Origin of the sequence: Pseudooctadecabacter jejudonensis (assembly GCF_900172275.1) — a bacterium.
Classification (GTDB): Bacteria; Pseudomonadota; Alphaproteobacteria; order Rhodobacterales; family Rhodobacteraceae; genus Octadecabacter; species Octadecabacter jejudonensis.
In genome coordinates this window covers 834,620-853,003 of record NZ_FWFT01000001.1, presented here as the reverse complement: position 1 = coordinate 853,003, position 18,384 = coordinate 834,620, and the positions used below count along the sequence as shown (strand labels likewise).

Below are 18,384 nucleotides of genomic sequence, written 5' to 3'. Positions count from 1 at the left end.
AGCCATGAACAATCCAACCTGCAGGCAATTTAAAATTTCTGACAAAGGCCACCATGGTTGAACCCCTTGTTTTATTGCCAGGTCTGATGTGCGACGCACGGGTCTGGACGACGCAACTGACGGTGATGAGCTATGAGAGGCCGGTGACGGTGGCGCCGGTGTGTACCGGCGACCGGTTGGAGGAGATCGCCTCTGGTCTGTTGTCGAGCTTGCCGTCGAAATTCGCACTGTGCGGGCACGGGATGGGCGGCTGTATCGCGCTGGAGCTGGCCCGGCGGGCGCCCGATCGCGTGATCCGCTTGGCGCTGTTGGGCACCAATGCGCTGATGGACACCCCGCAAGAGGCCGCCGATCGTGAGCCACGGATGATCGGTGCCAAAGCAGGCCGGTTTGAGCAGCTGTTGGAGGCCGATCTTTTGCCCCGATATGTGGGCCAAGGGCCGCGCCGTGCGCAGGCGATGACGGATTTGCAGGAAATGGCATTGTCCCTTGGGCCGGACATCTATGCCCGCCAGGAACGGGCCATGCAGCGGCGTCGCGATCAGCAGGCGACACTGCGCAAGATCACGCAGCCTGTGTTGATTTTGGCAGGGGCCGAAGATCAGGTGGTGCCGCTGAAACGGCAAGAGTTCGTGGCTGAATTGATCCCCTATGCCAAGCTGTCGGTCTTGGAAAACACGGGACACATGACGATGCTGGAAGAGCCTGAAGGTGTCACCGAGGCCCTGTTTGACTGGATGCGTCAGCCTTTGGTTTTGCGGTAGGATCTAAAATTCCGGAATTTTAGATCAACGTCGCCGCAGATGAAGGATTTGTTTGTAGGGGCGTGTTTTAGGTATTTTTGACCCAAAGAAACCAAGGCCGCGCGCCGGGAGGGCCGGCCGTGGTTCTAGCCGGCTTTGCGGTTCTTGTTGGCGGGTTTTTTGGCTTTTGCGACCGTGGCGGGGCCTTTGGACGTTGCTGGGCCCGAGGCGTTGGCGTCGATGAAATCCAGAACCAGCGGACGGATGTTGTTGCGCCAGCTTTTGCCAGCGAAGATGCCGTAGTGTCCGGCACCCGGTTCAAGGTGAGCCGCCTTTTTGCTGTCATCCAATCCGGTGAGAAGATCAAGGGCGGCCAGACATTGACCGGGGGCTGAGATGTCGTCCTGTTCGCCTTCGACGATTTTCACCGCCACATTGGTGATTTTCCCGAAATCGACTTTGCGACCTTCAATGGTGAATTCGTTGCGGGCAATTTCGCGGTTTTTGAACACCCGTTCCACAGTAGAGAGGTAGAATTCCGCTGTCATGTCCATCACGGCGAGGTATTCGTCGTAGAAGATGTTGTGTTTGTTGTGCTCGGTCGCTTCGCCTTTGGCGACGGCCATGATCTGGTTCTGGAAGGCTTTGGCGTGGGTTTCGCCATTCATGGAAATAAAGGAGGCGAGCTGTAACAGGCCGGGATAGACCATGCGGCCCACGCCGTCATATTTGAATCCCACCCGTTGGATCATCGTTTCTTCCAGTTGGCCCATGGTGACGGAGTGGCCGAAATCCGTGACCTCTGTCGGGGCGGCGTCTGGATCCACGGGGCCGCCGATGAGGGTAAGAGACCGCGGTTGCGCCTCTGGCGCATCGTCCGCCAGATAGGCCGTCGCCGCGAGGGTCAGCGGCACCGGCTGGCATACGGCGATCACGTGGGTGTCTGGGCCCAGTTCGCGCATGAATTCCGCGAGATAGAGGGTGTAATCCTCGACGTCGAATTTACCGGCGCTGACGGGGATATCGCGGGCGTTGTGCCAATCGGTGATGTAGACTTCGCAATCGGGCAGCAGAGAGACCACAGTTTTGCGCAGCAGCGTCGCGTAATGACCCGACATCGGTGCGACCAACAGCACCTTGCGTGGGCGGTCGTGGCGGCTGGCCACGCGGAAGTGGATCAGATCGCCGAACGGTTTTTCGATGACCTTGCGGGTGGTGACCAGGTGGTCCTTGCCGTCCTCCGCCGTCAGGCTGTCGATGTGCCAATCGGGTTTTGCGACCATGCGGGCAAAGCTGCGTTCGGTCACCTCACCCCAGGCGCGCATCATTTCCATTGCGGGATTGGGCCACATGGCCACCGCGGGGTAGGAGGCCATGGCGCGGGCGGTGGCGCCCAGCCATTCATTGGTGTTGCGCAGCGTCTCCATCAGGTCGTATGTCGCCATGTATCGCATCTGGTATGCCTCGCATTTATTGGGCGGTATGGGCAGGCCACATAGCGGCCTCGTTCCACACGCATTGGTCGCAGTGATCATTTTGCGGTAGTGTTGTACACACGAATGCAATGCTGCAACTGCACAATACACCCGAATCCTTACAGGGCAACCTTAGATATGACCGACAAAACCACAACAAATGCTGAACAGGCGGCCCTGCCTGCGCTGGAACAGAACATGGAACGCATCCAAGACTTGACCCAGCGGTTGATGACGGTGATGTCGTCGAAACGATCTGTGCCACAAGATTTGCAAGGGCCCAGCCCTGATCTTTATGCCAAGGCGGGGGCGGCCTATTGGCAGGATATGATGCAAAACCCCTCCAAGCTGATTGAGCAGCAGGTGGGCTATTGGGGCGCCACGTTGCAACATTTTGTTGACGCGCAACAGGCCTTGGCGCAGGGCAATTTGTCCGCACCACAGGACCCCACGCCCACAGACAAGCGATTTAAGAACCCGTTGTGGCAGACGCATCCCTATTTCAACTACCTTAAACAGCAGTACATGCTGAACGCGCAGGCCGTGGATCGCGCATTGGGTGGCATTGAGGGGCTGGAGCCTGCGGACAAACGACGGTTGGAATATTTTAGCCACCAGATTGTCGACATGCTGTCGCCCAGCAATTTTTTGGCCACAAACCCCGATGCTTTGACGAAAGCGGTTGAGACCGAGGGCGAAAGCCTTGTCAAAGGGCTGGAAAACATGATCGCCGATCTTGAGGCGAACGACGGTGAATTGGTCGTCTCACTGGCCGATAAAGACGCCTTCACCGTGGGGGAGAATTTGGCGACAACCCCGGGAGAGGTCGTTTTTCGCAACCATATGTTTGAGCTGATCCAGTATGCGCCGAGCACTGAAAAGGTGCATGCGACACCGCTGATCATTTTTCCGCCCTGGATCAACAAGTTCTATATCCTCGACCTGAAGGCTCAGAATTCGCTGATCAAATGGCTCGTCGATCAGGGGTACACTTTGTTCGTGGTGTCTTGGGTCAATGCGGATGCGACGTATCGCGACATCGGCATGTCTGATTATGTCGAGGATGGGTATCTGACCGCGATCAGCACCGTGAAAGAGATTTGCGACGTCAAGAAAGTGAACGCGGTGGGCTACTGTATTGCAGGCACCACGCTGTCTTTGACGTTGTCGGTGATGAAACAGCGCGGTCTGGATGATGTGAACTCGGCCACGTTCTTTACGACGCTGACGGACTTTTCCGACCGAGGGGAGGTTGGCGTGTTCCTGGAGGAAGATTTTGTCGACGGGATCGAGGCAGAGGTCACCCGCGACGGCTATCTGGACAGTTTCTACATGAGCCGGACGTTCTCCTATCTGCGATCCAACGACCTGATCTATCAACCTGCCATTCGCAGCTACATGATGGGCGAGGCCCCACCGGCGTTTGATTTGCTGTATTGGAACGGGGATGGCACGAACCTGCCTGCGAAAATGGCGGTCGAATACCTGCGGGGGCTGTGTCAGGACGATCGTTTTGCCAGCGGGGACGGGTTTGATGTGGCGGGTTGTCTGGCACAGATCGGCGATGTTGAGGTGCCCTTGTGCGCCATTGCCTGTGAAACCGATCACATTGCGGCGTGGAAATCATCCTACCGCGGCGTGCAAAAGATGGGGTCCAAGGACAAGACGTTTATTCTGTCTGGTTCCGGGCATATTGCGGGCATCGTGAACCCGCCTGCCAAGAACAAGTACGGCCACTGGACAAACGATGATCTGAGCTTGAGCCCAGAGGACTGGCAGGCCAGCGCGCAGGCGCATGAGGGGTCATGGTGGCCGATGTGGGACAAATGGCTGTCTAGCAAATCCGGTAAGATGGTGCCCGCGCGGGCGCCTGGGTCAAAGACATTTCCCCCCATTTCCCCCGCCCCTGGGACCTATGTTTTGCCCGCATAGCGGGTATTTCGACAGAAAAAAATCTGATCAAACGTGTAGGGCGGACGGAGCATTCTGTCTATTTTGTAGTCTTTGCAAAGGGTTATGGGGGATCTCCCGCGTTTCAGCCCTTTTTTGCTGCACTGCAGAAAAACCTTGAAATGCCGCGCTGCAGCATGTAGATAGGATGCAGTTGCAGAAACACCGGAATACTCCGGTATCGAGATTTTAAGGAGCTATCAAATGGCTGCTAAGACACAAGACTTCACCGCTGTCATGAAAGACATGATGGGCGCATTCCCCGTAGACACGAAAGCCATGGAAGATGCGTACAAAACGCAGGCGACCCTGACTGAAAAGCTGTCCTCCGTGACCATTGACGCCGCACAGAAATCCACTGAGCTGAGCGCCAAATGGGCCCAGGACACACTGTCCAAAATGACAGACCTGTCCAAAGCCAAGACAGAGCCAGCTGACTACGCCAAATCCATGACCGACTTCGCCTCGGCCTCCGCCGAAGCCGCAGCCGAGCACATGGCCGCCTTTGCCGAGATCGCCAAGAAGGTCCAGACAGAAACGCTGGAACTGATGATGGCCGCTGGCAAAGATATGTCCGAAGACATGTCCGCTGCCGCCAAGAAAGCCACCAACGACATGACAGCTGCCGCCAAGAAAGCCGCGACTGCCAAGTAATTGGTTTTAAACGCCAGGCGCCGATCTCCTCCCAACCTGAGGCGCCGACGTTTTTATAAGACCCCACCGTTCCTCCCAACGGTGGGGTCTTTGCTTTTAGCGGTTTCTTTTTGCTGCGACGCGGCTTAGGCTTCTTTGCAGTGCAGCACCGCTTGGGAGGGCGCCCGTTGGCCAAGACATCACAACCCCTGCTGATCAAAAGATACGCAAGCCGGCGTTTGTATAACACCGAGACAAGCGATTATGTGACGTTGGAAGACATTGCGACCTTCATCCGGGAGGGCCGTGAGGTGCAGATCGTTGATCTGAAATCCGGCGATGACCTGACACGGCAATATCTGTTGCAGATCATCGCGGAGCACGAAAGCCGTGGCGAAAGTGTGCTGCCCGTGGACGTGCTGACCGATCTTGTGCGGTCTTATACGTCGCAGTCGATGTCCGTGGTGCCGCAGTTTCTGGCTCAATCGTTCGAGATGTTGCAAAGCGGCCAATCCAAGATGATGGAAAACATGGGGTCCATGAACCCGATGGCCCAGATGCCCGGATTTGAAGCCATGCGCGCCCAACAAGAGGCGTTCATGAAAGCGATGACAGGCGGCATGATGCCGAAAGCCGAGGCGCCAAAAGAAAGTGGCGAAGACCTGGCGGATATAAAGGCCGAACTGGCCGCGTTGCAGGAAAAACTGTCGAAGCTGGGGAAATAACAAAATTCCGGAATTTTGTTACAGGGTCTAAAATTCCGGAATTTTAGACAAGCACGCGGATCGGGCCGGGGTCACAGATGATGATGACATGGGCGTTTGTCCGCAGCAGGCGGAAATTGCGACGTTTCACTTCGTGGATCAGCACACCAAGCCCCACTTCTTTTTCGACATCATGCAGCTGACGTTTGATGATGCCGCCAGTTTCGGCGGCACGGCACTGAAAAATCTGGTGAAGCCACATGTTGCCATGGACCCGGGTTCTGGGGGCGGTGATTTGGTAGGTCATCCTCAAACCTTGCCGCAGTTTGGTTAATTGACCATTAAAGGGGCAGGAGGGTCTGTTATGTCACAATCTAACGGGCGGATCACGTTGTGGAACATCGAAGTCTTCGTGGCCACGACGCAAGAGACGTCGATTTCGGGTGCCGCAAAGCGCCTGCAAACCTCGGCGGCGACCGTCTCCCAGCAGTTGACTTCGCTTGAGGGGGCGCTGGGCACGGCCTTGCTCAATCGCTCCGCCCGCCCGGTCAGCCTGACCCCCGCGGGTGAGATTTTCCTGCGCCGTGCCAATGCGATCCTGAATGAGGCCGAGATGGCGCGCTCTGATCTGGCGTTGACAGACATGAGCCGCCTGACACGGCTGCGGTTGGGCATGATTGAGGACTTCGACGCGAACGTCACCCCCCGTTTGCTGAGCGAAATGGGAGAGGCCTTGAAGTCGTGTCAATTTCTGCTGGAAACTGGCGCCTCTCATCAGCTGCATGATCTGCTGGAAACCCGCAGTCTGGATGTGATTGTCACCAGTGAAATCGGTGTGGCGGCAGATTGGATGGAAATCCACCCTTTGTTCGAAGAGCCCTTTGTGGCGGCTGTCCCCAAAGGCGTGCTGGCCCAAGGGGATGTCGCGCGTCAGTTGCGGCGACTTCCGTTGATACAATATACCACCAGACACCACATGGGCCGCATTATCGCAGATCACTTGGCACGTCAGAACGTGCGTCTGGCGGGGCGGTTTGAACTGGACAGCTATCACGCGATTATGGCGATGGTGGCCGCGGGGACTGGCTGGTCGATCCTGACGCCTTTGGGATGGCTTCGCGCGCAGCGGTTCCGCGAGAGTGTTGATCTGGTGCCTTTGCCGTTCGAGGGGGTGTCACGTCGCATTTCATTGACGGCGCGACGGGGCGCATTGGGCGACATGCCAGACCAAATGGCCCTAAAGTTGCGCCGCATTCTCACTGATTGCGTGGTAAAGCCAGCCCTTGAGGATGCCCCGTGGTTGGACGGAAAAATGCGGGTTCTGTGACGTGAAGTGAGGGATCAAGATCCCCGCATTCGCCGTGGCCAATTACACTTGTTAAGACTGGATACTGGGACATTGGCGCCGACAAATGCGGGGCTAAAACGCGAATCCGAACAGGGAGTGCTCGCGTTTAGGGGGTGAAAGAGGGGTGGGCGCCCAAATCTTTCGTGACGTTTGATGCAAAGACGTCACCGTTGCGGCGACGTCCGATGACGCAGTCCGTGGAGATATCCGGCGCCAATAAGATGCGGTGGGCAAAGGTATCTGCAAATTTCAGTTTCACTAAAAATAGTTTTTCATTTCATATGATTGACGCTAGCAAATGCCTTACCTCCGCGTCAAGTTTCTTTCTCCACCCTGAGTTGTGCGCCGAAGGGCAATCTGGACAGTCAGGTGACCGAAATCACAGCCCGAGGCGGTCGCGCAGGCTATACCATGTCATCGCAGCCGCCAGCAGCGGTGCGCGCAGCATCGTGCCGCCCGGAAATGCCGGAACGGGCAGGGATGCGAACACATCGAAGCGTTCCGCCTGTCCCCGGACGGCCTCGGCCATCAGTTTGCCCGCAAACCCCGAATGCGCCACGCCGTGGCCGGCAAATCCCCCCGCACTCAGGATATTGGGGGCCGCACGGGTGATCAGCGGCAATCGTGTGGGCGTGATGCCCAAGGTGCCGCCCCAGACGTAGTCAATTTTGACGCCTTTGATCTGCGGAAACATCGCACCGATGCGTTGGGAGAGCGCCGGTTCGATGTTGGTCGGAAAGGCGACCGTGTAATTTTCACGCCCTCCGAACAGCAATCGTTTGTCCTCGGACAGGCGGAAATAATTGACGACGAATTTGTCATCAGCCACGGCGATGTCTTGGGTCAGGATGTCCTGTGCGCGCGCGCCCAAAGGTTCTGTGGCCGCGATGAAGGAATTGAGCGGCATGGTCCGCGCAGCCACATGACGGTTCAGGTTCGGCAGATAGCCGTTGCCAGCCAAGATCACGAAGGGTGCTGTGACGCGGCCATGGCCTGTGGCGACGGTGGCGGGGTCGCCTTGGTCGATACGGTGGACCTCGGACCGTTCAAAAATCCGCGCACCCGCACGTTCGGCGGCGGCGGCCAACCCCAAAACATAACGGAGCGGGTGGATGTGACCCGCGCCCAGATCCAACAGCCCGCCTTGATAGTTGGGGGATTTGACGATGGCCTGAAAGGCGTCGCGGGTCAGCGGTTTGGCGTGTTCATAACCGTAGGTGCGGCGCAGGTATTCGCCTTCGTCCCGCAGATGGCGCGCCTCAACCGCGTCGTAGGCGCCAAGGGCAATGCCGGGTTTGAAGTTGGCATCGGGGGCGTGTTGGGCGACCCGTTCGATCAGCAGCGCCTTGGCCTCTTCGGTCAGATCCCATAGGGCGCGGGCGGGCCCGCTGCCCAGTTTCGCGGACAGCCAGCGTTGATCTTTGTTGAACCCGCTGCCGACCTGTCCGCCGTTGCGCCCCGATGCACCCCAGCCTGCGCGGTGAGCGTCCAGCACGACGACATCCATTCCAGCCTCGGCCAGTTCAAGTGCGGCCATAAGGCCGGTGTAACCTGCACCCACGATACAGACGTCCGCAGGGATCTGGCCGCGCAGGGCCGCGCGTTCGGTCGGGATCTGTGCCGTGGCCGCATAATAGCTGTCGGGGAAGGTGGCGGGACGATCGTTGCGATAGAGCGGGTTCGACATGGAATCAGGGCGCTTCGCGCAGGTCGTAATAGGACAGGGGATAGGCCTCCGCCTGACGGGTCGTGATGGTCGCTTCGGTATAGGTGTCGCCCTTGGGGGCTATCGCAAAGCAGTCGGCGCAGGGCAGGCCAAGACGGGCGATGAAGGCGCGGGCCTCGTCGGTGTAGTCGATCGTCAACGTCGTTTGGTCGGTCAGGGATTGCAGCGTTTCGTCAGACAAATCGCTTGTGCCAGACAGCGTTGCCGTCACGGAGTAGACCTGCACCTCAGGGAATGGAATTTCGGCACCGCCTGCTGTGGCGGCCCGCCCGTTGTCTGCATCAATCACGATGGGTGCGCCCAGCGGGGTGATGGTCAACGCCTTCAGCGTGGTCCCCGCAGGCAGCGCATCCGACACCAGGGCGGACACAAGGGCGGTGTGGGTCTCTACATTCAGGGATTGTGTGGCAGGTCGGGTGATCGTGGGCAGGACCAAGGTTGCAGACGGGGTTTGTTGCGGGGCAGGGTGCACGTCGGCATGACCCAAAAGGGCAAAGTCAGGATCGGCAGCGATGGCCGTCAACGCATCCAAATAGGCGGTATAATCGTCATAGACGTCGTCGATCTGGATCAGCGGATCTGCCGCGGCGGTGAGGGTGGAAAGATCAGCATTTTCTGCGTCGCCCGTGACGGTCAGGGCGGTGGCGTCATCGCGGTAAAGCGTGGCGATGGGTGTATCGCCTTCGGTCACCCAAGCGCTGTCTTGCGCGGCCATCAAAGCGTCACGGTCGGTGACGACCAGATCAGCGCCACCTGTGCCCGCGCCGTGCAAGACCAGCACGAGCATACCGTTACTCAGATCTTCGCCTTGCAAAAAGACCCTGCGCGGGGCGGCGGACGGTTGGTCAGCGGCCTCGGTTATTTCGGGGGTCGGGGCACTTTCGGCGGTGGGGGCAGGGGCGTCTCCGCTGCTGCGCATGACCGCAAAGCCCAGATAGGCAAGAAGGCCCGCGCCCAGAACAACACCCAAAAACGCCAGCCGGATCATACGTTAAGAAGGAGGTGTTCACGCTCCCACGGGCTGATGACCTGCAGGAATTCTTCGTATTCGGCGCGTTTGACGATGGAATAAACGCGGGCGAAATCGGGGCCCAGAACCTTGTGCATTGCGGTGTTGGCGTCAAACAGCTCTAGCGCGGCATAGAGGCCTTGGGGCAGATCGCCGTCCCCATCGTAAGCGTCGCCTTCGAAGCGTTTTTCAGCCCAGAGTTCCTGTTTCATCCCAAGATAGCCGCACGCCAATGAGGCCGCGATACACAGATAGGGGTTGCAATCCATCCCCGCCAGCCGGTTTTCGATGCGCCGTGCCGTTGGATCCGACAGGGGCACACGGATGCCCGTGGTGCGGTTGTCGCGGCCCCACGCCAGATTGATCGGGGCCGCGTGATCTTTGACATAACGTCGGTAGCTGTTCACATAGGGCGCCATGACGGCCACGACGGACGGCAGGTGGGTTTGCAGCCCGCCGATGAATTGAAAGAACGCATCCGTTTCGCCGCCCTGAGGGCCAGAAAAGATGTTGTGGCCATCTTTGTCGAGGATCGAGTGGTGGATGTGCATCGCACTGCCGGGTTCATCCTCGATCGGTTTGGCCATGAACGTGGCAAAGCAATTGTGTTTGAGCGCGGCCTCCTTCAGCAGACGTTTGAAGTAGAAGACCTGATCTGCCAGCTCTACCGGATCGCCGTGGTTGAGGTTGATTTCCAACTGGCCCGCGCCGCCTTCCTGGGTGATGCCGTCAATCTCAAACCCTTGAATTTCGGCGTATTCATAGATGTCGTCGATCACCGGTCCGTAGTCATCCACGGCCGTCATCGAGTACGCTTGGCGGGCGGCAGCAGGGCGGCCAGAGCGGCCGATCATCGGCTCAATCGGTTTGGCGGGGTCGGTGTTGGGCGCCACGAGGAAGAACTCCATCTCGGGGGCCACAACCGGTGTCCAGCCTTCCTTTTCATAGAGTTTGACCACGCGTTTCAGCACGTTGCGGGGGCTGAATTCAATGGGTTTGCCTTTGCGCGAATAGGCGTCATGGATGACCTGAAGTGTGCCGTCCTCGGTCCACGGGGCGGCCGTGGCTGTGGCATAATCAGGCTTCAGGATCATGTCCGGTTCGGTAAAGCCATCGTCGCCTGCAGCCTCCCCCCAGCCGCCTGTGAGGGTCTGAAAGAAGATGGATTCGGGCAGATGAAATTGGGTTTGTTTTTCCCACTTGGCCGCAGGCACTGCCTTGCCGCGGGCGATGCCGGGCAAATCCGAGATCATGCACTCGACCTCATCCAAACGATTCTGATCAAGGTAATCGCGGGCGGCCTGCGGGATTTTGTTCAGCCAACTCATACCCGTTTTTCCCGAAAGAATGTGCCGATTTGTGCGGCCAGTTGTGCGTTGTCTGTCCCTTTGCCCAAGTTGGATCTGGCCCGGTCGATGAGGTCCGGCGGGACGGTGCCTGCGCGCGCTTCAATCAGGCCACGGACCATGTCGTCGACAAATTCAGGGTGGGCCTGCACGGTAAAGGCGCGGTCGCCATAGACGAGTGCGGCGTTCTCGCAATGGGCATTGGACGCTAAGGTGGTGGCGTCTGCGGGGGCCTTTGTGACCTGATCCTGATGCCACGCGTTGAGGGTGACCTCGGTGCCTTGCCAATCATAGGTCTGCCGTCCCACGGCCCAGCCCCCATCGAATTTTTCAACGGTGCCGCCCAAGGCCTGCGCGATGATCTGATGGCCAAAGCAGATGCCAACAATGGGGATGGCGGCGGCATAAGCGTCGCGGATCAGCGATTCCAGCGGTGGGATCCACGGGTGGTCTTCGTATGCGCCATGTTTGGATCCGGTGATCAGCCAACCGTCGCAGACATCGGCGGCGTCGGGAAAGTCGCCATCAACCACTGCAAAGGTTTCGAAGGTGAAGTCTTGTCCCTCCAGAAGGCGCATGAAGAAGTCGTTCACGTCGCCAAGATCAGCGCGCACTTCATCCGGGGCGTGGCCTGTTTGCAGAATACCGATTTTCATGAAGCACCTGTGGTTTGGGTGCGTCCAGATTAGACCCATGGTGCGGGACCCGCAAGCGGGGCGTCGCATGGTGGGCCGGCCCTGCGGGGCGAGTTTTTCGGGTCAGATGAAGGGGGGACGCCGCCGAGAGGGTTTTATCGGACACGGAGGCGCTGAGGTTCATCGTGTGGCTTCGTCGGGCGCGTGGCCGTTGGATCTGGCGAGAGTGGGGCGCGGGCAGGGTGATGCGTTGGGTGGTGTCTGTGTGCGAAGGGCCTTTGATCGGGCCTGCATTAACCTTAACGCAGTTGTGGGGAGAGGCGTATGATTGGGGCGGCCGGTCGTAGGGCACCGGATCCATGCGCCGCGCGCAGCGGATTGTCATCTGGACCGAGGCACGGGTTGCGGCGCCGTTAGACAGTGTCGAGGTAGAGGTCGATTTTTTCTTCGTCTGACAGGCCAGCGTATTCCTGTGCCTCTTGTCGTTTGGTGGCAACAAGGTTGCGGATCAGCTCGGACGGGAAAATGCGCGCGATTGTGGGGTCTGCCTCAAAGGCGTCGATTGCGGTGGTCCATCGATCGGGCAGTTGCGGCAGGTCTTGGTCGTAGGCGTTGCCTGTGATCGGGCTGGGCGGGGGGGCCGCGTCTTCGATGCCCGTCAGGGCGGCGCCCAGAATGGCGGCCAGCATCAGGTATGGGTTCACATCGCCACCTGCAACGCGGTGTTCGATGCGGCGGGCCGCGGGCGTTCCACCGGGCACGCGGATCGCCGCGGTGCGGTTTTCATAGGCCCAGCAGATCGACGTGGGCGCGTGGGCATTGGGCACCAGACGGTCGTAGGAATTGCCATGGGGCGCCATGATCAAGGCAGACGGCGCAAGGGCGTTCATACAGCCCGCAATCGCGTGCTGCAGGGCGGAAGTGCCTTCTGGCCCACCGTTGTCGAAGATGTTGGTGCCGTTTTCGTCCAGCACGGAGAAGTGCACATGCATGCCGTTGCCGGAATACTCGGCATAGGGTTTGGCCATGAACGAGGCCGCGAACCCATGTTGCCGTGCGAGGCCCCGAACCAGCAGTTTGAACAGCCACGCGTCATCGGCGGCCTTCATGGCAGGGCCGTGGGAGAGGTTGATTTCGAACTGGCCCAACCCAGCCTCGGATATGGCGGTTTCGGCGGGGATATCCATCGCTTCGGCCCCGTCGTAAAGTTTGGTGAAGAACCCGTCAAAGGCATCGAGTGCGCGCAGGCTGAGGATCTCAGCGCCTGGACGGCGTTTGCCGGATCGGGGCGAGGGGACGACCTGCAGATCTTTGCCGCTGTCATCGACAAGGTAGAATTCAAGTTCTGTCCCCACGATGGGTGTCAGGCCGCGATCGGCGTAGCGTTTGAGGACGGCGTTCAGGGCATGGCGGGGGTCGCCGTCAAACGGGCGGCCATCTTCGCGAAACATCCACATAGGCAAAAGCGCTGTGGGGCTGTCGAGCCATGGCATGGGTATAAAGCCACGGTCGGTGGGCAAGGCCACGCCGTCTGGGTCGCCGGCCTCAAACACAAGAGGCGATCCGGCGATGTCTTCGCCCCAAATGTCGAGGTTCAGCACAGACAGCGGAAAGCGGGTGCCGTCGTCCTCGATTTTCTGGGCGAACCGTGCGGGGATGCGTTTGCCGCGCGCCACCCCGTTGAGGTCAGAGGCCGCGACGCGGATGGTTTTGATGTGCGGATGATCGTGCAGCCATGTCATGGGGTCACCGGATGATTTGAGGCAAAAACCGCGCGCGGGGGCGTTTGACATCCTGCGGCAGGTGGGCGTTCAGACGTTTGCCGATGCGACCCATCAGGCCGATAACCACCAAGGTCAGCAGGATGAAATAGAACGCCAGAATGGGGTAGGGCACGAAGGGATTGAACGTCTTGTCGGCAAAGAAATTCGCATAATAGAGAGCGTCGCCCCGTTGTTGCCAGGCGGGAAAGCCGGTGAAAAAGACCAGAGTGGTGGAGTGGAACAGAAAGATCGCCTCGTTCGTGTAGGCGGGCCACGCCAGACGCAGCATCGTGGGCCAGATCACGCGGCGAAAACGGGACCAGCCCGCCAGTCCATAGGCGTCGGCGGCTTCGGTATCGCCTTTGGGGATGGACTGAAGCGCGCCATAAAAAATTTCGCCGGTATAGGCGGAGGTGTTGAGAAACAGCACGATCAGCGCGCCCAGCCACGCAGAGGTGAAAGGGTCAAAAAAGGCGTATTGGCTTTTGAGGCTCAGAAAGAAGAAATACGCGAAGAAAAATTGGATAAAGAGTGGGGAGCCGCGGAAGAGAAAGATGAACCATTCGGAGGCCTTCCGGATCACGGGGTTGCGCGCCGCTTTGCCCAAGGCCACGGCCGTGGCCAGCACAAACCCTGCCAGCAGGGCGACAGTGCCAAAGTAGATGTTCCAAATCATGCCGGAGCCGATCAGCGTGAACTGTTGGCAGAGGGTATAATCACTGCGCGGCAACAAACGTTCCCCGATCCCGATGGAGCGCAGGCCGTATTGGGCGATGGTGTTCAGGCACTCTTCCATCAGGCGTGTCCGTTCTCTGGGGGCGCCAGAGTTTTGGAAAAACTCTGCTGCCAAATTTTTTGCAAAAATTTGGTCATGCGGCGGCCTTGCGTTGGGCCTCACCGGCGGCTGTGGCCTGCCCGCGGGTCAGGCGACGCATCAGCCGATCGAGCACAATTTCCGAGACACGGGTGAAGGCGAGGTAGAAGATCAGCAGCACAAGGAAATACCACATGCGCCAGTCCCCATGGGGGTAGTCGGTAAAGCGAGGGGTTTTCGTACCGCCAAGTTCACGCGCCCAATAGACGACGTCTTCGACCCCCAAAAGGAACAACAGCGGTGTGGCCTTGATCAGGACCATCCACAGGTTCCCCAACCCAGGCAGGGCATAGACCCACATTTGCGGAACGATGATGCGCCAGAAGGTTTGGCGACGGGTCATGCCGTAGGCCTCTGCCGTCTCAAGTTGCGCCTTTGGGACAGCGCGCATGGCGCCGAACAGGACGTTGGCGGCAAAAGCCCCAAAGACAATGGCAAAAGTGAAGACGGCGAGGAAGAACCCATATGTCTCATGAAGCCATTGGGGCGCGTTGCCCAAAGGCATCTTTGCTTCGGGGCAGACGAGGAAATCATTGCCCTGGCGGATGGCGTCGGGCCAGTCGGGGCACAGCACCTGATGGCGCAAGTATTCGATGCCCTGATCCAGCGCGATCACGAAAAAGAGGAAAAAGGCGATGTCAGGCACACCGCGCACGATGGCGATGTAGCCTTTGCCGAACCACGCCAATGGGGCAATCCGGCTGCGGGCGGCCACGGCGCCCCCAAAGCCAAAGGACAGCGACAAAGGTGCGGTGATGGCCAGCAGGCTGAGCACTGTCAGGAACGACCAATAGAACCCCATGTGCTTGCCCGTGGTCAGGTAGCACGACAACCATGTCAGGCCTTCGAGGGCGGAGGGGTCTGTGCAATAGCTAAAAATGGGGTCGCCTGTGGATACTTTGGAATTGAGTTTTTCGGGTCAGATGAAGGAAGGGTCCGCGCCCCACCGCAAACGGGGGGCGCGGACCGGATCGTTCTGCGTTGGTTCGATTATTCGAACGTGGACGCCACTTCCCACTTCACGATCAGTGCGTTGAGGGAGCCGTCTTCTTTCATGGAGGTGATGGCGGCATCGAATGCGGCCTTCAGATCTGCGTCGCTTTCGCGCACGCCCATGCCGACGCCGCCGCCAATGGATTCTTCGCGTTCCAGCATCACCAGCTCGTCAGAGCCGTCCATGGCGCCCAACAGGAAGGATTTGTCGGCCAGCACAGCGTCGGCTTCGCCGTTGCGCACGGCGGCGATGGTTTCTTCCGGGGTTGCAAATTCAACCACGGTCCAGCCTTGTTCGGCAATGAATGCCGCCTGAATGGTCCCGGTTTGGGCCGCGATCACGCCGCCTTCGACTTCGGTGTCTGCGGACAAGGCGAGGTAGGAGGACGGATCAGCTGGAGTGTAGGCTTGTGTGAAGTCGATGACTTCGTCACGTTCATCTGTGATGGACATGCCTGCAATGATTGTGTCGTAGTTGCCGGACACCAGGTTGGGGATGATGCTGTCCCATTCGTTGGTGACCCATTCGCAGGTCAGTTCAGCGCGCGCGCAGAGCTCATCGCCCAGCTCACGTTCAAAACCGTCGACTTCGCCGGCGTCGTTGAGGAAGTTCCAAGGGGCGTAGGCGCCTTCGGTGCCCATGCGAACGACGGAATGGCCATCGGCCATGGCGGTGGTTGCCGTGAGCAGGGCTGCGACGGCTGCAGTTGCCAAATATTTCATGTGAGTTCTCCTGTTGGGTGACACGTCTTGTCGTCTTGACTGCGGCACCCTGCTGTTTTTTGGCCCATGATACAAGGGGTTTCGGTCTAAATCAGACGCAAGGGCAGGTGCGAATTTTTGTGGTCAGATCAGGCCAAACCATCAAGGGTGCGGCACTGTGCGATCAGGTCGCCCTGATCGGTGCCCAGCCATTGCTGTTGAAACTGCGATAGGGTGCCATCGGCGGAGACCTCGGCCAGCAGATCATCGAAGTGGCGCAGCAGATCCTGCGCATCTTCAGCGATGGCAAGGGCGGAGCCGCCGGAAAACGTGGGATATTCACCCACCACGTAGTACCCCGATTGATCGGTGATCTGGGCGCGGGCGTTGTGCGAGCCAAAGAGGGCGTCGATCTCACCTGCGGCGAGGGCGGCCAATGCGGCCTCCTCCGTTGGGAAGGCCTGCGTTTTGCGCCCTGCCTGATCCATGGCGGCGTGATACAAAGATTGATCCAGCACGCCGATGGTTGCTGTGGACAGATCCACCGTGGGCTGTGTGGCGATGAATTCACCGCTTTCATTGCCGGAGGTGACATAGGGACAGGTGAAGTCGACGATGCGATCGCGCGCCATGGAATACCCGAAACCGCCCGTTACAATATCGACGTCACCGCGGGCCAGCGCCTGAAAAATATCGCCCATGGGCAGATCGACCCATTCGCAGGTATAGCCACCGCGCGCGCACAGCTCATCCACCAGTGTTTTGTCGAAACCGCGCACGTCATCGGTGCCGGGATCGAAGATATAGGGCGGGTAGTGGCCGCCCGTCGCGATGGTCAGGGTGTCCGCTGCAGGGGCCGTTGCCGCCAGCGTAAGGAGCAGGGCAAGCGACCTCATGCGGGGGCGGTTACGGACAAAAAGCCGCGCAGACGGTCTGATTTCGGGGCGGTGAACAGCTCGGCCGGTGGGCCCTGTTCTTCGATGCGACCTTGGTGGAGGAACACCACATGGTCAGAGATGTCATGGGCCATCCGCATATCGTGAGTAACGACCAACATGGTGCGGCCCTCAGCCGCCAAGTCTTTGATGACCTTGACAACTTCCTGTTCCAATTCCGGATCCAGCGCCGAGGTCGGCTCATCAAACAAGAGCGCCTTGGGTTCCATGCAAAGGGCCCGCGCGATGGCGGCGCGCTGCTGTTGGCCGCCCGACAGCATTGCCGGATAGACATCGCATTTGTCGCCGATGCCCACCTTGTCGAGGTACCGGCGGGCGGCGGCCTCAACCTCGGCCTTGTCACGTTTGAGGACAGTGACGGGCGCCTCCATCACGTTCTCAAGGATTGTCATGTGCGCCCACAGGTTGAACTGTTGAAACACCATGCTGAGGTTCGTACGGATGCGGATCATTTGCGCCCGGTCGCCCGGATGACGTGCCGCCCCTGTTCCTTTCCACGTCACAGGTTCACCGCAAAACAGAATGTCGCCCTGCTGGCTGTCCTCAAGAAGGTTGGCACAGCGCAGCAGCGTGGATTTGCCCGACCCCGATGAGCCGATAAGGCTGATGACATGGCCCTGGGGGGCCGTGATGTCGACGCCTTTCAGCACCTCCAGATCGCCGTAGGCTTTGTGCAGATTGCGGATTTCGATGACGGGATCGGTCAAATGGGGCCTCAGGTCGTGTGGGTAAAAGTGCCTGAGGACTTGGCCCTAAATCGCGGCTGATTGCAAGGTGTCTGCACATGTTCCCGTGGGGGAGGGCGGCAGCGGAATGTCGTAGGCCGATTTGGGCAGGGTGGCAAAGCCAAAAAGCTGTAGCGTCTCGGCGTGATCAGGCGACAGGCCGACAATCGCGGCCTGGAGGGCAGCGCGCAGGGGCGTGGGATCGTTGGTCTTGGCAGTGACAAAGGTTTGCGCGGGCGAAAGCCCCGTTCGTCCGATGACCCGCACCTGCGCCGCCAGCGGATCCCACCGTTCCAACATGCGCCATGTCACCACATCGATGGCGGCAAGATCTGCACGGCCTGTGGCAACGGCGGCCATGCTGTCGGCGTGGGCGCCGGTGCGCAGGGTGGTGTGAAACTGCAGGCCCCGCGCGGTCAGGGCGGCCAAAGGCGCGCCCCAGCCCGATTGCGACAGCGCATCGTTATAGGCAAAACGGCCCAAGGCGGCAGGGGCCAGGCCGCGCGGCGCATCCTCGGCGCGCACGATGAACACCGAAGTGTAGTAGCCCGCGGGGGTGTCAGGCAGCCGGTGATCCCCCGCACCCAGCACGGTCACATCATCGCGGTGCCGCGCGCGGTAAGGCAGGTTGCAAATCTGCCCCAACAGCAGATCCTCGCGCCCCCATGCCGCATCATAGGCCAGATCACGGGTCAAGTGTCGGGGCCCGTATCCAAGATGATCCCGCACCCCAGCCCACAAGGCATCCAGCGCGGCCGTTGTTTCGGGCCGGTCATACATCGGAAGGGCAGCGATCATTGGA

At 59.4% G+C, this 18,384-nt stretch carries 18 protein-coding genes; 5 read left to right on the top strand and 13 right to left on the bottom strand.

From position 1 onward, the window contains the following. Nucleotides 1-53: 53 nt before the first annotated feature. Nucleotides 54-764 carry an alpha/beta fold hydrolase gene (locus PSJ8397_RS04050; RefSeq protein WP_085863243.1) on the top strand — a complete coding sequence of 237 codons (711 nt, stop codon included), beginning with the start codon at nt 54-56 and terminating at the stop codon, nt 762-764. A 125-nt stretch (nt 765-889) separates the two neighbouring features. Here PSJ8397_RS04050 and phaZ read toward each other — a convergent pair whose 3' ends face one another. Beyond that, entirely contained in the window at nt 890-2,197 is a 1,308-nt protein-coding gene (gene phaZ / locus PSJ8397_RS04045; protein WP_085863242.1) for a polyhydroxyalkanoate depolymerase, read from the bottom strand. Between the two features lie 159 nt (nt 2,198-2,356). On the opposite strand from phaZ, the gene PSJ8397_RS04040 reads away from it, so the two are divergent. The 3 genes from PSJ8397_RS04040 (at nt 2,357) to phaR (ending at nt 5,526) form a co-directional block, all read left to right on the top strand. Further along, nucleotides 2,357-4,150, top strand: coding sequence for a PHA/PHB synthase family protein (locus PSJ8397_RS04040; RefSeq protein WP_085863241.1), 1,794 nt, complete (start codon nt 2,357-2,359; stop codon nt 4,148-4,150). A 222-nt stretch (nt 4,151-4,372) separates the two neighbouring features. After that, the gene (locus PSJ8397_RS04035; protein ID WP_085863240.1) at nt 4,373-4,822 is read left to right on the top strand and encodes a phasin family protein; all 450 of its coding nucleotides are present in this window, start codon (nt 4,373-4,375) and stop codon (nt 4,820-4,822) included. 167 nt (nt 4,823-4,989) lie between these two features. Beyond that, on the top strand, nt 4,990-5,526 hold the full coding sequence (gene phaR, locus PSJ8397_RS04030; protein ID WP_085863239.1) for a polyhydroxyalkanoate synthesis repressor PhaR: 537 nt from the start codon (nt 4,990-4,992) through the stop codon (nt 5,524-5,526). Between the two features lie 43 nt (nt 5,527-5,569). On the opposite strand, the gene PSJ8397_RS04025 is transcribed toward phaR, so the two are convergent. After that, nucleotides 5,570-5,812, bottom strand: a complete 243-nt coding sequence (locus PSJ8397_RS04025; RefSeq protein WP_235000564.1) for an N-(5'-phosphoribosyl)anthranilate isomerase — start codon at nt 5,810-5,812, stop codon at nt 5,570-5,572. Between the two features lie 57 nt (nt 5,813-5,869). On the opposite strand from PSJ8397_RS04025, the gene PSJ8397_RS04020 reads away from it, so the two are divergent. Further along, nucleotides 5,870-6,832, top strand: coding sequence for a LysR family transcriptional regulator (locus PSJ8397_RS04020; protein ID WP_085863238.1), 963 nt, complete (start codon nt 5,870-5,872; stop codon nt 6,830-6,832). A gap of 400 nt (nt 6,833-7,232) precedes the next feature. On the opposite strand, the gene PSJ8397_RS04015 is transcribed toward PSJ8397_RS04020, so the two are convergent. From PSJ8397_RS04015 to PSJ8397_RS03965, 11 genes are all read right to left on the bottom strand, one after another. Continuing rightward, nucleotides 7,233-8,540 (bottom strand): NAD(P)/FAD-dependent oxidoreductase, encoded by a 1,308-nt coding sequence (locus PSJ8397_RS04015; protein WP_085863237.1) that lies wholly within the window; start codon nt 8,538-8,540, stop codon nt 7,233-7,235. 4 nt (nt 8,541-8,544) lie between these two features. Further along, the gene (locus tag PSJ8397_RS04010; protein ID WP_085863236.1) at nt 8,545-9,567 is read right to left on the bottom strand and encodes a hypothetical protein; all 1,023 of its coding nucleotides are present in this window, start codon (nt 9,565-9,567) and stop codon (nt 8,545-8,547) included. Further along, on the bottom strand, nt 9,564-10,916 hold the full coding sequence (locus PSJ8397_RS04005) for a glutamine synthetase family protein (protein ID WP_085863235.1): 1,353 nt from the start codon (nt 10,914-10,916) through the stop codon (nt 9,564-9,566). The genes PSJ8397_RS04010 and PSJ8397_RS04005 overlap by 4 nt, the downstream gene beginning before the upstream one ends. After that, complete coding sequence (locus PSJ8397_RS04000) at nt 10,913-11,590, bottom strand: type 1 glutamine amidotransferase (RefSeq protein ID WP_085863234.1); 678 nt, start codon at nt 11,588-11,590, stop codon at nt 10,913-10,915. Before PSJ8397_RS04000 ends, PSJ8397_RS04005 begins: the two co-directional genes overlap by 4 nt. Before the next feature lie 392 nt (nt 11,591-11,982). Beyond that, entirely contained in the window at nt 11,983-13,311 is a 1,329-nt protein-coding gene (locus PSJ8397_RS03995) for a glutamine synthetase family protein (protein WP_085863492.1), read from the bottom strand. Nucleotides 13,312-13,315: 4 nt separating this feature from the next. Beyond that, a complete protein-coding gene (locus tag PSJ8397_RS03990; RefSeq protein ID WP_085863233.1) occupies nt 13,316-14,128 on the bottom strand; it encodes an ABC transporter permease in 813 nt (270 codons plus the stop codon). A 73-nt stretch (nt 14,129-14,201) separates the two neighbouring features. Next, the gene (locus PSJ8397_RS03985; RefSeq protein ID WP_200811285.1) at nt 14,202-15,086 is read right to left on the bottom strand and encodes an ABC transporter permease; all 885 of its coding nucleotides are present in this window, start codon (nt 15,084-15,086) and stop codon (nt 14,202-14,204) included. Nucleotides 15,087-15,196: 110 nt separating this feature from the next. After that, entirely contained in the window at nt 15,197-15,922 is a 726-nt protein-coding gene (locus PSJ8397_RS03980; RefSeq protein ID WP_085863231.1) for a transporter substrate-binding domain-containing protein, read from the bottom strand. Nucleotides 15,923-16,050: 128 nt separating this feature from the next. Next, nucleotides 16,051-16,797: a substrate-binding periplasmic protein gene (locus tag PSJ8397_RS03975; protein WP_085863230.1), complete on the bottom strand. Its 747-nt coding sequence runs from the start codon at nt 16,795-16,797 to the stop codon at nt 16,051-16,053. After that, nucleotides 16,794-17,564, bottom strand: coding sequence for an ABC transporter ATP-binding protein (locus PSJ8397_RS03970; RefSeq protein WP_085863229.1), 771 nt, complete (start codon nt 17,562-17,564; stop codon nt 16,794-16,796). The genes PSJ8397_RS03975 and PSJ8397_RS03970 overlap by 4 nt, the downstream gene beginning before the upstream one ends. A gap of 45 nt (nt 17,565-17,609) precedes the next feature. After that, nucleotides 17,610-18,380, bottom strand: a complete 771-nt coding sequence (locus PSJ8397_RS03965; protein ID WP_085863228.1) for a phosphate/phosphite/phosphonate ABC transporter substrate-binding protein — start codon at nt 18,378-18,380, stop codon at nt 17,610-17,612. Nucleotides 18,381-18,384 lie beyond the last annotated feature (4 nt).

Excerpts from the sequence above, each read along its gene's own strand:
- PSJ8397_RS04050 (WP_085863243.1), top strand. The coding sequence starts at position 54 with ATGGTTGAACCCCTTGTTTTATTGCCAGGTCTGATGTGCGACGCACGG.
- phaZ (WP_085863242.1), bottom strand. The coding sequence starts at position 2,197 with ATGCGATACATGGCGACATACGACCTGATGGAGACGCTGCGCAACACC.
- PSJ8397_RS04040 (WP_085863241.1), top strand. The coding sequence starts at position 2,357 with ATGACCGACAAAACCACAACAAATGCTGAACAGGCGGCCCTGCCTGCG.
- PSJ8397_RS04035 (WP_085863240.1), top strand. The coding sequence starts at position 4,373 with ATGGCTGCTAAGACACAAGACTTCACCGCTGTCATGAAAGACATGATG.
- PSJ8397_RS04025 (WP_235000564.1), bottom strand. The coding sequence starts at position 5,812 with ATGACCTACCAAATCACCGCCCCCAGAACCCGGGTCCATGGCAACATG.
- PSJ8397_RS04020 (WP_085863238.1), top strand. The coding sequence starts at position 5,870 with ATGTCACAATCTAACGGGCGGATCACGTTGTGGAACATCGAAGTCTTC.
- PSJ8397_RS04015 (WP_085863237.1), bottom strand. The coding sequence starts at position 8,540 with ATGTCGAACCCGCTCTATCGCAACGATCGTCCCGCCACCTTCCCCGAC.
- PSJ8397_RS04010 (WP_085863236.1), bottom strand. The coding sequence starts at position 9,567 with ATGATCCGGCTGGCGTTTTTGGGTGTTGTTCTGGGCGCGGGCCTTCTT.
- PSJ8397_RS04005 (WP_085863235.1), bottom strand. The coding sequence starts at position 10,916 with ATGAGTTGGCTGAACAAAATCCCGCAGGCCGCCCGCGATTACCTTGAT.
- PSJ8397_RS04000 (WP_085863234.1), bottom strand. The coding sequence starts at position 11,590 with ATGAAAATCGGTATTCTGCAAACAGGCCACGCCCCGGATGAAGTGCGC.
- PSJ8397_RS03995 (WP_085863492.1), bottom strand. The coding sequence starts at position 13,311 with ATGACATGGCTGCACGATCATCCGCACATCAAAACCATCCGCGTCGCG.
- PSJ8397_RS03990 (WP_085863233.1), bottom strand. The coding sequence starts at position 14,128 with ATGGAAGAGTGCCTGAACACCATCGCCCAATACGGCCTGCGCTCCATC.
- PSJ8397_RS03980 (WP_085863231.1), bottom strand. The coding sequence starts at position 15,922 with ATGAAATATTTGGCAACTGCAGCCGTCGCAGCCCTGCTCACGGCAACC.
- PSJ8397_RS03975 (WP_085863230.1), bottom strand. The coding sequence starts at position 16,797 with ATGAGGTCGCTTGCCCTGCTCCTTACGCTGGCGGCAACGGCCCCTGCA.
- PSJ8397_RS03965 (WP_085863228.1), bottom strand. The coding sequence starts at position 18,380 with ATGATCGCTGCCCTTCCGATGTATGACCGGCCCGAAACAACGGCCGCG.